Below are 12,837 nucleotides of genomic sequence, written 5' to 3'. Positions count from 1 at the left end.
CGTGTCGGTGTTCTCGGAGATCTCGTCAGGCGACGGCGCCACGGGCGACCAGCTCCCGCGCCAGCCGCAGGTAGGCCTGGGCGGCGGCGTGCTCCGGAGCGAACTCGGTGATGGGCACGCCCGAGACCGACGCATCGGGGAACTTGACGGTGCGGCCGATCACGGTCTCGAGAACGTCGTCGCCGAAAGCCTCGACCACGCGTTCGAGCACCTCGCGCGAGTGCAGCGTGCGGGGGTCGTACATGGTCGCGAGGAGACCGTCCATCGTGATCGACGGGTTCAGTCGATCACGGACCTTGTCGATGGTCTCGATCAGCAGGGCGACGCCGCGCAGCGCGAAGAACTCGCACTCGAGCGGGATGATGACGCCGTGTGCGGCGGTCAGCGCGTTCACAGTGAGGAGCCCCAGCGACGGCTGGCAGTCGATGAGGATGACGTCGTACTCCCCCGCGACCTGACGCAGTACCCGGGCGAGGATGGTCTCACGCGCGACCTCGTTCACGAGGTGCACCTCGGCCGCCGACAGGTCGATGTTCGCGGGCATGACGTCGAGGCCCTCGACACCCGAGTGCACGATCGCGTCGTGCGCGTCGCGCTTGGTGTCGAGCAGGAGGTCGTAGATGGTGGGGACGTCGTGCGTCTGGATGCCCAGCCCCGCGGAGAGGGCGCCCTGAGGGTCGAAGTCGACCGCGAGCACCTTGCGCCCGTACTCGGCGAGTGCCGCGGCGAGGTTGATGGAGGTCGTCGTCTTGCCGACCCCGCCCTTCTGGTTGCACAGGGCGATGATGCGCGCCGGTCCGTGGGACGCGAGCGGCTCGGGGGTCGGGAACCCGTGGTACGGCCGTCCGGTCGGTCCGAGGGGTGTCTCGTCGGCCTTCCGTGCCTTCGCCCTGGACTTCGCCGCTTTCTCCGCCACCGCTTCTCCTGCTCCCTCGTGCTTGGTCGATTGTAGCGGGCGGGGCGCGGCGGAGAGTCCCCGGCGCGCGGCACCGGGGACTCTCCGTGGTCCGATGACCGGCACACGGCCGTCAGCGAGCGCCCGAGCCACCGCCGCGCCGCGCGCCCGAGTCAGCCGCCGCGCAGCATCCGAGTCTGCCGCCGCGCCCGAGTCATCCGCCGCGCAACGCCGCCACGGGTTCGATGCGTGCGGCGCGGCGAGCCGGATACCATCCCGAGCCCCACCCCACCACGGCGCCGAGTACGGCGCCGGCCGCCGCGACGAGCGGGTCCGTCATGGGCGTCCACCCCTGGACCGCGGCCACCACGATGACCGCCACGACGCCGAGTGCCGAGCCGATCAGTCCGCCGATGAAGCCGATCACGATCGACTCGACCATGAACTGCGCGCCGATCTGTCGTCGCGTCGCACCGAGCGCGCGCCGCAGACCGATCTCGCCGATTCGCTCCATGACCGACAGCAGGGTCACGTTCGCGATGCCGAGTCCGCCGGCCAGGAGCGCGATGACACCGAGGATCAGGAACACGACGTTCACATCGGACTGCACGCTTTCGCTGAGATCGGATGATCCCGACGGGGCCCGCGCCTCGAGGCTCTCAGGATCGTCCGGCTGGAGCGCCAGCACCGCCTGCTTCGCAACCTGGGGCCCTGCTCCGACCGCGATCCGGATGTCGAGCTCCGACGGGGCCTCCAGACCGAAGTCCGCGCGCGCCGACCCGGTGGGGATGATCACGGCGTCCAGCAGTTCACTGCGACGATCCATCCCGTCCACGATCCCGACGACCGCGTACGCCACACCGCCGATGAACACCGACGGCTGCGAGTCCACGCGGTTGATGCCCATCCGCTCGGCGATGCGTTCGCCGAGCACCGCCACGCGGTCCGCGCGCGCATCGTGCCCGCGGTCGAAGAACCGCCCCGTGACGAGCCCTCCCTCCGCAGTGTCGAGCAGCTCCGGCGACGCCGAGAAGAGACGGGGCGAGGCGACAGCGGCCGCCGCCGGATCGTTGACCGGCACCGCCGTGATCGTCTCCCCTTCGGCGAGCTCGACCTCGCCGAGGAGCGTCGCGCTCTCCACGCCGGCGAGGAGCTCGACCCGCTCGGGCGAGTCCCAGGGAAGGCGACCGGCAGCTACGCTCTTGTTCTGGGAGCCGGACTGTGCCTGCGCCGCCGACACGACGACCCGCGTCGCCGCCGCACCATCGAACTGGCTGGCGATCTGCGCCGCTGCGGTCTGCGCGAATCCGATCGTCGCGACGAGCGACGCGATACCGAGCACGGTGCCGAGGATCGTCATGATCAGCCGCGCCGGTCGCGACCCGATGTCCGCGGTCGCCTCAGCGACGAGATCCTGGAAGGTGAAGCGATCGGCATGCGCGATCGCGGGGACGAGGGGCACGGCACCACCGGGCGCCTCACCCGACGGTGCGGCTGCCGACGCATCGGCGTTCCCCGAGTCCACGCCCTCCTTGGGCGCGCGACGCCTGCGCCAGGGCAGCCGGATCACAGTTCGCTCAATCGACCGTCGGCGATGCGGATGCAGCGTCGTGCGCGACGAGCCACCGCGTCGTCGTGCGTGATGACCACGAGGGTCAGACCGTCCTCGTTGAGCTCCTCGAACAACGACATCACCTCTCCGGAGGTGCGCTGATCGAGGTTTCCGGTCGGCTCGTCGGCGAGCAGCAGACGGGGTCCGCTCACGACGGCACGCGCCACCGCGACGCGCTGCCGTTCTCCACCGGAGAGCGAGCTCGGGAAGAAGTCCATTCGGTGCCCGAGACCGACCCTCTGCAGGGACTCGCGGGCGCGGGACTCGCGCTCCCGTCGTGGGACGCCGCTGTAGAGCATCGGCATGAGCACGTTGTCGAGCACGCTGCGCCGCGGCAGCAGATGGAACGACTGGAACACGAAGCCGATGAAGCGTGCGCGCACGGCCGCGCGCTCGTCATCCGAGAGGTCGCCCGTGAGCGACCCCGCCAGGCGGTACTCCCCCACGCTCGGTCGATCGAGCAGGCCCAGGATGTTGAGCATGGTCGACTTGCCGGACCCGCTGGGTCCCACGATCGAGAGGTAGTCGCCCGGAGCGATCGACAGCGTCGCGCCTTTCAGCGCCTGCACCTCCGGCGGGCCGGGAAAGGATCGCGTCACGTCACGCAGCTCGACCAGCGGTGCGACCACCCCATCCTCGGCTCCCGCGCCCAGCGCCGCCGGGTCCCGGTCGATCTCCGCGTTCAGCGTGCTCACTCGCCCACCACCACGAGGTCGCCCTCCTCGAGGTCGCCGTCGACCGGAGTCACCTCCACGGCGCCCTTCGCGGCGAGCCCGGTCTCCACGAGCACGAGGCGGGTCTTCGCATCCTTGCCCTCCCGGGGGTCGGACTCGACGACCTCGACCCGTGACTCACCACCCGGACCTGCCGTGAGGGCGGCGAGCGGCACGGAGAGCACATCGCCCTCGGTCGCGCCGACGGCGATCCGCACCCGGACGTTACTGCCCTGCATCTGAGTAATCTGCTCGGCGGTCAGCGGATCCGGTTCGAACAGCACTTCCCAGCGCGCCTTCGCGTCCTTGCCGGGCTTCAGCTCGGAGATCACCGCCCGGTGCTCCGTGCCGTCGGGGAGTTCGAACACCCCCGCGGCACCCGCTTCGAGCAGGCGTGCATCGGCCTCCGCGGCGGCGCCCGTCAGGCGCACGGTCGCGCCCGACACCGTCATGACAGCTCCGGAGATGGTCGAACCGCGCTTGACGTTCACGGCGTCGACGCGCCGCGGGAGCTCGGTGAGGAACAGCACCTCGCTGGCGGGGAGGAACGGGAGCACGTTCTGCCGCGCGATCTCGAGCGCCTGGTTGGCCGAGTCCACCTGCGCGCGCGCCGCGTCGAGAGCGGCCTTCTCGGCGCCGGTGTTCTTGGCGGCCCACAGCTGATCCCGCTCGAGGCGGGCCGTCTGGAGATCCCATTCCGCCTGCTGCGGTGTCGGCGCACCCTCGACGCCGTTGCGTGCGTCCGCGAGAGCCTGTTCCGCCTTGGCCACCGCGACGTCCGCCTGAAAGCTCTCGACCTTCGACGGCCCGGCGCCGGCGGCCGTGAGCGCCTGCTGCGCCTGCGCCACCCCGCTCTTGGCCGACTGCACGGCCTCTTCCGCGGAACGCACGGCCTCGTCGGCACCCTCCTCCGGGGTGGGCAGCGGGTACCCCGCCTGCGCGTAGAGCTGTCCGACCCCGTTCGCGGTCGCCTGGTCGAACAGGTTCGACGAGACATCGCCCGCATCGATGCCGAGACTCACGAGGGCCTGCTTGAGCTGGAGCACATCCGGGCCGGACACTCCGATCCGCAGGGTGCGGTAGGCGGGGAGCTCGCCCGGCAGCGTGATCACCGGCCGACCCTCGATCTCGAGTGCGATCGACAGCGGCGTCAGCGTGGCGCCGATCTCGGGCACCGAACCCGTCACGACGTTGCCGCCGCCCGTCGTGTCGATCGTCACCTCGACGGCATCCGCGTAGCCCACGTCCGCACGCAGCGTCACGTCGTTGCTCAGCGAGCCGAACTCGACGGGAACCGTCACGAGGCCAGGGTCCGGGGTATCACTCGCCTGCGCCGGGGAGATCAGGAACCGTCCCACCAGCAGTCCGGCCACCAGGCTCACCACCGCGCACAGCGCGACGATCCACAGCGTGCGGTTGCCCCGCAGGATGCGCCTCCAGCCGCTGACGCGCGACGTGTCGACGCTGTCGTCGGGGTCGCTGCCCTCCGGACCGTCCGCCTCGGCGTCGACCGGGAGCAGGTCTGCGGGAAGTTCTGTCGTCGGGGTCTCGTCGCCCTTCATGTCAGCTGTTCTGCTCGGCGGCGGCCTTGAACGCCTCGAGGTCGGCCTTGTTCTCGGCGATGAACTTCTCCTCCAGCGCGAACTGGATCTTGAGAGACTCCTCCATGTAGGACGTCTTCGTGCGGCACTCCAGGTCGACCAGCGCCAGCTCGATCTCCCGCTCGCCGAGCGCCTTCATCTCGGGGCTCTTCGACGGATCCATGGCGTCGGGGTCGGCGTCGGGGTCGGCCTCGGCGTCGGCCTCGGGATCCAGTTCGCCCGAGGCTCCTCCGGACGCGTCCTCGTAGAGCGCGCTCTGCTCGTCGGAGATCGACTGCTGCGCATCGCCCTGCAGTGTGAAGCCGGGCTCGCCGCCGTCATCCATGCACGACGCCCAGGCGGCGTTGAGCTCCTTCAGCTCGGGTGCGTCCGCCGACGACGTCCAGAGCTCTTCCATCTTCGTGCGCAGATCGGCGAACTCGTCGGACTGCCACGGGTCCTCCCCCTGGAGCTCGTTCTGGGCCCAGCCCTGGCAGCCGGCATCCTCCCAGTTGTACTCGAAGCTGCCGTCCTCACCCAGCTCGTCCTCCTCGGGAGGAACACCGTAGGCGGTCTCGTAGTATGCGGTCTGCTCCGACTCCGACAGCGACTCCACGTACTCCTGGTTCGGGTCGACGTACTCCTCGGCCGTCGATTCCTCGCCCATCTCGTTGTACGGGTTGTTCACGATCCCGTAGCCGTACTTCTCGACCCAGTCCTTCTTCTCGGGCTCCCATTCGACGTCGTCGCCCGAGACGATGAACGAACCGTCCTGCACATTGGGCTCGTACTCGAAGCCCTGCTCGGCCATGCACTCGGCCATCAGCTCTTCCTGCTTGCGCTGCTGCTCCTCGAACTGCTTCTGCTGCTCCTCCGGCGAGAGATCGCCGCCGTAGGCCGCGGAGAGGTACTGGCCGAGCGGGGAATCCTCATACGTCAGTTCGCCTCCCGCAGCGCCCCCGCACCCGGTCAATGTGAGCGCCAGAGCGGCCGCGGCGATGCCCGCGAGAGGTCCAGTGGTACGCATGTCTTGCTCCTTCGTAGGCCGACCGCAGTCGGAGGTCTCGAGCAAGCATAGGGAAGCGGCGACATCCTTCGCGTCCCCCAAATGGCCGGTGTGGATAATCCTCCAGGATGACGACACCGGCGATCCCGATCGACTAGCGCGCCCGCGGATGCGAGGTCGCGTAGACGTCCCGAAGCGTGTCGACGGACACGTGCGTGTAGATCTGCGTCGTCGCGACCGAGGCGTGCCCCAGCAGCTCCTGCACGACCCGCACGTCGGCCCCGCCCTGCAGAAGGTGTGTCGCGAAGGAGTGCCGCAGCGTGTGCGGCGAGACCTCGCTCGTGATCTGTGCGCGCTCGGCAGCGGAGCGGATCACGAGCCAGGCGCTCTGCCGCGACAGGGGCGCTCCCCGGGCCCCCAGGAACAGACGCGCCGACGCGCGTCCCTTCGAGGCGAGAGCCGGGCGCACCCGTGTGAGATAGGCGTCGACCGCGGCGCGCGCGAACGAGCCGACCGGGACGATGCGCTCCTTCGACCCCTTGCCGCGCAACCGCAGCACATCGCCGTGGGAGAGGTCGTCGACGTCGAGCCCCACCGCCTCCGACACGCGCGCGCCCGTCGCATACAGCAGCTCGAGCAGCGCACGATCGCGGACGCCGAGAGGCTCCTCCGCGGACGGCGCGGAGAGCAGCCGCTCGACCTGATCGATCGTGAGAGCCTTGGGCAGGCGCCGCGGAGCCTTCGGCGGTCGCAGGCGCCCACTCGGATCGTCCTCCTCGATACCCTCGCGCGCGAGGAAGCGGTGCCAGCCCCGCACCGACGACTGCAGTCGGGCGAGGCTCGTCGCGGCAGGCGGAGGATCGGCGGCTGCGCGATCCGCGACGAACCGCCCGATCACGGTCGGCGTGATCTCCGCCGTGTCGGCGATGCCCTCTCCTGCCAGCCACGTCAGATAGCCGTAGAGGTCGCGACGGTAGGCCGCGATCGTGTGCTCGCTCAGTCCGCGCTCGATCGTGACGTGGCGCAGGTACGAGTCCGCGGCGCGATCGAGCTGCATGCTCAGCCCCGGAAGCCCTGCCTCTGCGCGGCCGCGAGCACGCCGATGCCGAGGATGCCGTTGCGCATCCGCCCGTTCAGCACCGCGTCCACGGCATCCTGCAACGGCACCCACTCGACGCGGATGTCCGCTTCCTCGTCCTCGCGCGCATGCGCCGACGGCGCAGACGAGAGCCCGGTGGCGAGGAAGATGTGGATCATCTCGTCGTTGCCGCCGGGCGTCGTCCACGACGAGACGAGCGGCTCCCAGTGCGCGGCGACGAGATCGGCCTCCTCCGCGAGCTCCCGGCGGGCTGCCTCGAGCGGCTCCTCGCCGGCGACATCGAGCAGACCCGCGGGGAGCTCCCAGTCACGGTGACGGATCGGATGCCGGTACTGCTGGATCAGCAGCACCCGGCCGTCGTCGTCGAGCGCGAGGATCGCGACGGCACCGGTGTGCGCGACGTACTGGCGGCGGATCTCGCCGTCGCCGTACCGCACTCGGTCGTCACGGACGTCCCACACCGCGCCCTCGAACGCGAGGATGCTGCTCAGCACCTCGGGCTCGAACGGCTCGTCGCGAAGCTCGGACGTCGCGGCACGGGACTCCGACTCAGGCATCTGCTTCGACATCGAACAGCTCGCTCGCCCGGTGGCGGTCGATCGCCGCTCCCACGAGCCCACGGAACAGCGGGTGCGGGTCGGTGGGGCGCGAGCGCAGCTCGGGGTGCGCCTGGGTCGCGATGTAGTACGGGTGCACGTCGCGCGGCAGCTCCACGAACTCGACGAGGTCGAGATCGGGGTTCAGCCCCGAGAACACGAGACCGGCATCGGCGAGGCGCGCGCGGTATGCGTTATTGACCTCGTAGCGGTGACGGTGACGCTCGGAGGCCTCCGGCGAACCGTACAGCTCACGCGCCAGGGATCCCTCCGCGAGCGCGGCCTGGTACAGGCCGAGCCGCATGGTGCCGCCGAGGTCGCCGCCGTCGAGGATCTCGATCTGCTCGGCCATCGTCGCGATCACGGGCTCGGTCGTCTCGGGGTCGAACTCGCTCGACGAGGCGCCGACGATGCCGGCGACGTCCCTCGCGTACTCGATGACCATGCACTGCAGGCCGAGGCACAGGCCAAGAGTAGGGATGCCCTGCTCGCGGGCGAACTTCAGTGCGCCGAGCTTGCCCTCGATGCCGCGGATGCCGAAACCGCCGGGCACGCAGATGCCGTCGAGCGATCCGAGCTGCTCCTTGGCGCCCTCCGGGGTCTCGCACAGGTCCGAGGGGATCCAGCGGATGTTGACCTTGGTCTCCTGGGCGAATCCGCCGGCCTTGAGCGCCTCGGTCACGGAGAGGTAGGCGTCGGGCAGGTCGATGTACTTGCCGACCAGGCCGATCGTGACCTCGTGCTTGGGGTTGTGCACGGCGTGCAGCACCTTGTTCCAGCGGGTCCAGTCGACGTCCGCCGCCTTCGTGTCGAGGCCGAGTCGGCGCACGATGTAGGAGTCGAGGCCCTGCTCGTTGAGCGTCGAGGGGATGTCGTAGATGCTCGGAAGGTCGACCGTGTTGATGACGCCCTCGGCATCCACGTCGCACATCAGGGCGATCTTGTTGCGGTTGCTCTCGCTCACCGGACGGTCGCTGCGGAGCACGAGCGCGTCGGGCTGGATGCCGACCTGGCGGAGCGCCGCGACGGAGTGCTGGGTGGGCTTGGTCTTCTGCTCGCCCGAGGCGCCCATGAAAGGAACGAGCGACACGTGCACGAAGAACACGCTGTCGCGTCCGAGCTCGTGACGGAGCTGGCGCGCCGACTCGAGGAAGGGCTGCGACTCGATGTCACCGACCGTGCCGCCGACCTCGGTGATGATGACGTCGGGACGCGGGTCCTCGCTGGCCTGGAGACGCATGCGGCGCTTGATCTCGTCGGTGATGTGCGGGATCACCTGCACGGTGTCGCCGAGGTACTCACCGCGCCGCTCGCGCGCGATGACCTGCGAGTAGATCTGGCCGGTCGTGACGTTCGCCGCCTCGGACAGGTTGATGTCGAGGAAGCGCTCGTAGTGGCCGATGTCGAGGTCGGTCTCGGCGCCGTCGTCGGTCACGAAGACCTCGCCGTGCTGGAACGGGTTCATCGTCCCCGGATCGACGTTCAGGTACGGGTCGAGCTTCTGCATCACGACGCGGAGTCCGCGGGCGGTCAGGAGGTTGCCCAGGCTGGCCGCGGTGAGGCCCTTGCCCAAAGACGAAACGACACCACCAGTCACGAAGATGTGCTTGGTCGTGTCGTTCTTGGGCCCCGCAGAAGAAGAGTTCATCACGGGCTTCGATCCTATCAGGAGGTGGGGGCTCCGAGGCTGAGAAGCTCTCGGGCGTGGGTGAGTGCGGCGTCCGAATCCGTCAGCCCGGAGAGCAGGCGAGCCATCTCGGCCTCGCGCTCCTCCCCGTCGAGCCGACGGACGCTCGACGCCGTGACGGCTCCGTCGTTCGACTTCACGACGGAGAGATGGTTGTTCGCGAAGGCCGCGACCTGGGCCAGATGCGTGACCGCGATGACCTGCGACTTCTCGGCGAGTCGGGCGAGTCGCCGTCCGACCTCGATCGCGGCGGCACCGCCGATTCCGGCGTCGACCTCGTCGAACACGAACGTGGGGACGGGGTCGGTCCCGGCGATCACGACCTCGATCGCGAGCATCACCCGCGACAGCTCACCCCCGGACGCTCCCTTCGCCACCGAGCGCGGTTCGGCGCCGGGGTGCGGAGCGAGGAGGATGCCGACGTCGTCGCGTCCGTGCGTGCTCTCGGCGCCGCGGGTGACCGCGACCTCGAGGCGCGCATCGGGCATCGCGAGGGCATGCAGCTCCTCCGTCACGGCGGCGCCCAGGCGTGCCGCGGCAGCAGCGCGCTCGGCGGTCAGGGCGTCCGCATGCTCGTCGAGCGTCGTGCGCGCGGCATCGCGCTCGGCCTCGAGGCGTTCGATGCGGTCGCCGTCGTCGTCGAGCTCCGCGAGGCGCGCGGATCCGGTCTGCCAGAGCGCGAGAGCCTCCTCGAGGGAGCCGTGAGCCCGGATGAGCGTGCCGAGCGCGGCGCGCCTCTCCTCGACTGCTGCGAGCTCGTGCGGACCGGACTCGTCGAGGTCTGCGAGATAGGCCGACAGCTGTCCGGCGAGGTCGGACACCCGATAGCCGATGTCGGCGAGACCGTCGGCGATCTCGGTCAGCGTCGGATCGGAGGCGCGTTCGAGTGCGCGACGCGCCTCGGCGACCAGGGCCGTGACGTCCGGCTCTCCGTCTTCGTTCGACAGCGTGCCGTGCGCGAGGGATGCGGCGACGCGCAGCTCCTCGGCGTTGGTCAGGCGCTCCGAACGCGCCGTCAGCTCGGCATCCTCTCCCGGTTCGGGGGCGGTCGCCTCGATGAGCGCGAGCGCCTCCCGCAGCCGAGCAGCCTCCTCCGCGCGTCGATCGCGATTCTCGGTGATGTCGGCGATCTCGGCGTCCAGCGCGCGCCAGCGTGCGAAGGCCGAGGCATACGCCTCGAGTGCGGTGGCGACCGGCGCGCCGCCGAAGCGATCGAGCGCATCGCGCTGCGCTGCCGCCGACCGCAGGCGCAGCTGCTCGGACTGTCCGTGCACGACGACGAGCTCCTCCGCGAGGGCCGAGAGCACACCGGCGGGAGCCGCACGTCCGCCCACACTCGCACGGCTGCGACCCTCGGCGCTGAGCGTGCGGGAGACGTAGAGCTCTGCAGCACCGGCTCCGGCCGGCTCCAGGTCTCCCCCGGCATCCGCGACGATGTCGGCGACCTCACCCTGCTCCGGCACGATCCACACGCCGGCGACGGATGCCTGGCCGGACCCTGCTCGCACGGCACCCGAGTCGGCGCGCTGTCCGAGCAGCAGACCGAGCCCCGTCACGACCATGGTCTTTCCCGCACCGGTCTCGCCCGTGATCGCGGTGAAGCCCGTACCGAGGGGCAGCACGGCATCGGCGATCACGCCGAGGCCCTGCATCCGCATCTCCTCGATCATGCGCCGGCCCCCTGTCCACGCCATCCGGCGACAGGAAGCTGGAACTTGCGCACCAGTCGGTTGGTGAATTCGGCCGGATGCAGTCGCGCGAGTCGCACGGGTCGCGAAGAACGGCGCACGACCACACGCGCACCGGGCGGGAGATCATGAGAGCGACGACCGTCGCACCACAGGATGCCGGAGCCGGAGGCGCTCTCGAGCATCTCGATGGCGACCGCGGCATCAGGGCTCACGACGAGCGGCTTGGCGAACAGCGCATGCGCCGAGAGCGGGATCACGGCGATCGCCTCGACGCTCGGCCAGATGACGGGACCACCCGCCGAGAAGTTGTACGCGGTCGAACCGGTCGGGGTGGAGACCACCATCCCGTCGCAGCCGAAGCTCGACAGCGGGAGTCCGTCGATCTCGAGCACGACCTCGATCATGCGCTCGCGACTGGCCTTCTCGACAGTGGCCTCGTTGAGCGCGAACGTCTCGTAGACGACCGCTCCGTCCGCGTCCTTGACTCGGACGGACAGCGCGAGACGCTCCTCGACCTCGTAGTCCCGCGCGATCACCCGGCGGACCGCATCGTCCATGTCGTCGCGATCGATCTCGGCCAGGAATCCGACGTGGCCCATGTTGATGCCGAGCACAGGCGCCGAGCAGCCGCGCACGAGCTCGGCCGCGCGCAGGATCGTGCCATCGCCGCCGAGCACGATCGCGAGCTCGAGCTCGTCCTGACCGACCGTCGCGCCCAGCACGTCGACATCCGCGAAACTCGGATCGACCGCACTCAGGTCGAGGCTCTCGTCGGGGGCCAGCACGGGCCGTGCCCCGGCGTCGCGAAGGGCCTCGATCACGCGCCGCGCCGCGGCGACGGTGTCGTCGCGGCGCGCGTGGGCGACGACCAGGATGCTGCGCTCTTTCATCGTCCCCCTGCCAGTTCGTCGATGCGTTGCGACCATTCTGACGGATCCGTCCCCCGCCCCGGCGCGAGATGCACCAGATACTCGGTGTTGCCGTGCGTTCCGAGAATCGGGGAGGAGAGGATGCCGAGCATCCCGAGACCGACGTCCCATGCGCTCCACACCGTGCGCGCGACGGCATCCGCTCGCGTGGCCGGATCCGTCACCAGTCCACCGCGCACGGCGGTGCGACCGACCTCGAACTGAGGCTTCACCAGGAGCACGATGTCGGCGGATGGCGCGGCGACCTCGGCGATCGCGGGGAGCACGAGCTCGAGCGAGATGAACGAGAGATCGCCGACCAGGAGGTCGGGCGCTTCCGGCTCGCCCGTCGTCTCGGAGAGGTTTCCGGGCGTCATATGCCGGACGTTGTACCCCTCGACGAGCACGACGCCGGGGTCCGCGGCGATGGACGGCGCGAGCTGGTCGTGTCCCACGTCGACTGCGAGGACCCTGCGGGCGCCGCGCTCGCGCAGCACCTGGGTGAACCCGCCCGTCGATGCACCCATGTCGAGCGCGAGCCGCCCTTCGACCGGAACAGAGAATCCGTCGAGCGCGGCGATCAGCTTGTGCGCGGCGCGTCCGACGTAGTGGTCGGCGCCGGCCACGCTGATGTCGGAGCCGTCGACGACCGGCGTCGACGCCTTGACGACCGGGCGGCCGTCGACGCTCACGAGCCCCTCGCTGATCAGCGTGGCGGCGTGCGTGCGGGAACGGGCGAGTCCCCGCGCGGCGAGTGCGGCGTCGAGTCGGGTCATCGGGTGCCCGGCGCGTCGCGCTGATCGAGCTTCGCGCCACTGTCGAGGCGGCGCGAGAGCTCGTCGTGCAGGCCGGAGTACGCGTCTGCCCTGGCAGCGAGAGGCTGCCCTTCGATCAGACGCAGGCGACTCCACAGACCGTCGGTCGGCGCGTTCGTCGTCTCTTCGCTCACGTCCTCTACTGTACGCGGCGCGGCCGACAGTGCTGCCGAGCCACGGCGCGAAGACGCCCGTCACACCCTCCGCGCGAAGCCGAAGCCGGGACGTGAGAGGT

General features: G+C 70.1%; 12 protein-coding genes. All 12 read right to left on the bottom strand.

The features are described 5' to 3' along the window. Positions 1-25 precede the first annotated feature (25 nt). Complete coding sequence (locus tag MRBLMX7_RS16860; protein WP_050723684.1) at positions 26-916, bottom strand: ParA family protein; 891 nt, start codon at positions 914-916, stop codon at positions 26-28. 193 nt (positions 917-1,109) lie between these two features. Further along, positions 1,110-2,420 carry an ABC transporter permease gene (locus MRBLMX7_RS16855; protein ID WP_414685116.1) on the bottom strand — a complete coding sequence of 437 codons (1,311 nt, stop codon included), beginning with the start codon at positions 2,418-2,420 and terminating at the stop codon, positions 1,110-1,112. A 41-nt stretch (positions 2,421-2,461) separates the two neighbouring features. Then, a complete protein-coding gene (locus tag MRBLMX7_RS16850) occupies positions 2,462-3,136 on the bottom strand; it encodes an ABC transporter ATP-binding protein (protein WP_050723861.1) in 675 nt (224 codons plus the stop codon). A 62-nt stretch (positions 3,137-3,198) separates the two neighbouring features. Beyond that, the gene (locus MRBLMX7_RS16845; protein ID WP_363370249.1) at positions 3,199-4,782 is read right to left on the bottom strand and encodes a hypothetical protein; all 1,584 of its coding nucleotides are present in this window, start codon (positions 4,780-4,782) and stop codon (positions 3,199-3,201) included. A gap of 1 nt (position 4,783) precedes the next feature. Further along, entirely contained in the window at positions 4,784-5,827 is a 1,044-nt protein-coding gene (locus tag MRBLMX7_RS16840) for a hypothetical protein (RefSeq protein WP_363370247.1), read from the bottom strand. A 133-nt stretch (positions 5,828-5,960) separates the two neighbouring features. Continuing rightward, a complete protein-coding gene (gene xerD, locus MRBLMX7_RS16835) occupies positions 5,961-6,863 on the bottom strand; it encodes a site-specific tyrosine recombinase XerD (RefSeq protein WP_363370245.1) in 903 nt (300 codons plus the stop codon). Between the two features lie 2 nt (positions 6,864-6,865). Then, a complete protein-coding gene (locus MRBLMX7_RS16830) occupies positions 6,866-7,474 on the bottom strand; it encodes an NUDIX hydrolase (protein ID WP_363370243.1) in 609 nt (202 codons plus the stop codon). Continuing rightward, positions 7,455-9,149, bottom strand: a complete 1,695-nt coding sequence (locus MRBLMX7_RS16825) for a CTP synthase (RefSeq protein WP_363370241.1) — start codon at positions 9,147-9,149, stop codon at positions 7,455-7,457. Before MRBLMX7_RS16825 ends, MRBLMX7_RS16830 begins: the two co-directional genes overlap by 20 nt. A gap of 17 nt (positions 9,150-9,166) precedes the next feature. Further along, the gene (gene recN, locus MRBLMX7_RS16820) at positions 9,167-10,858 is read right to left on the bottom strand and encodes a DNA repair protein RecN (protein ID WP_363370239.1); all 1,692 of its coding nucleotides are present in this window, start codon (positions 10,856-10,858) and stop codon (positions 9,167-9,169) included. Further along, positions 10,855-11,769 (bottom strand): NAD kinase, encoded by a 915-nt coding sequence (locus MRBLMX7_RS16815; RefSeq protein WP_363370237.1) that lies wholly within the window; start codon positions 11,767-11,769, stop codon positions 10,855-10,857. Before MRBLMX7_RS16815 ends, recN begins: the two co-directional genes overlap by 4 nt. Next, positions 11,766-12,563, bottom strand: a complete 798-nt coding sequence (locus tag MRBLMX7_RS16810; protein WP_363370235.1) for a TlyA family RNA methyltransferase — start codon at positions 12,561-12,563, stop codon at positions 11,766-11,768. The genes MRBLMX7_RS16815 and MRBLMX7_RS16810 overlap by 4 nt, the downstream gene beginning before the upstream one ends. Then, on the bottom strand, positions 12,560-12,736 hold the full coding sequence (locus tag MRBLMX7_RS16805; protein ID WP_200903880.1) for a hypothetical protein: 177 nt from the start codon (positions 12,734-12,736) through the stop codon (positions 12,560-12,562). The genes MRBLMX7_RS16810 and MRBLMX7_RS16805 overlap by 4 nt, the downstream gene beginning before the upstream one ends. Between the last annotated feature and the right edge of the window lie 101 nt (positions 12,737-12,837).

Source organism: Microbacterium sp. LMX7-1.2 (assembly GCF_040675935.1).
Taxonomy (GTDB): domain Bacteria; phylum Actinomycetota; class Actinomycetes; order Actinomycetales; family Microbacteriaceae; genus Microbacterium.
This window is presented reverse-complemented; position numbering and strand designations above follow the sequence as displayed.

What these genes read in the sequence shown, in the direction of transcription:
- MRBLMX7_RS16845 (WP_363370249.1), bottom strand. Translation starts at nt 4,782, where the DNA reads ATGAAGGGCGACGAGACCCCGACGACAGAACTTCCCGCAGACCTGCTC.
- MRBLMX7_RS16840 (WP_363370247.1), bottom strand. Translation starts at nt 5,827, where the DNA reads ATGCGTACCACTGGACCTCTCGCGGGCATCGCCGCGGCCGCTCTGGCG.
- xerD (WP_363370245.1), bottom strand. Translation starts at nt 6,863, where the DNA reads ATGCAGCTCGATCGCGCCGCGGACTCGTACCTGCGCCACGTCACGATC.
- MRBLMX7_RS16830 (WP_363370243.1), bottom strand. Translation starts at nt 7,474, where the DNA reads ATGTCGAAGCAGATGCCTGAGTCGGAGTCCCGTGCCGCGACGTCCGAG.
- MRBLMX7_RS16825 (WP_363370241.1), bottom strand. Translation starts at nt 9,149, where the DNA reads ATGAACTCTTCTTCTGCGGGGCCCAAGAACGACACGACCAAGCACATC.
- recN (WP_363370239.1), bottom strand. Translation starts at nt 10,858, where the DNA reads ATGATCGAGGAGATGCGGATGCAGGGCCTCGGCGTGATCGCCGATGCC.
- MRBLMX7_RS16815 (WP_363370237.1), bottom strand. Translation starts at nt 11,769, where the DNA reads ATGAAAGAGCGCAGCATCCTGGTCGTCGCCCACGCGCGCCGCGACGAC.
- MRBLMX7_RS16810 (WP_363370235.1), bottom strand. Translation starts at nt 12,563, where the DNA reads ATGACCCGACTCGACGCCGCACTCGCCGCGCGGGGACTCGCCCGTTCC.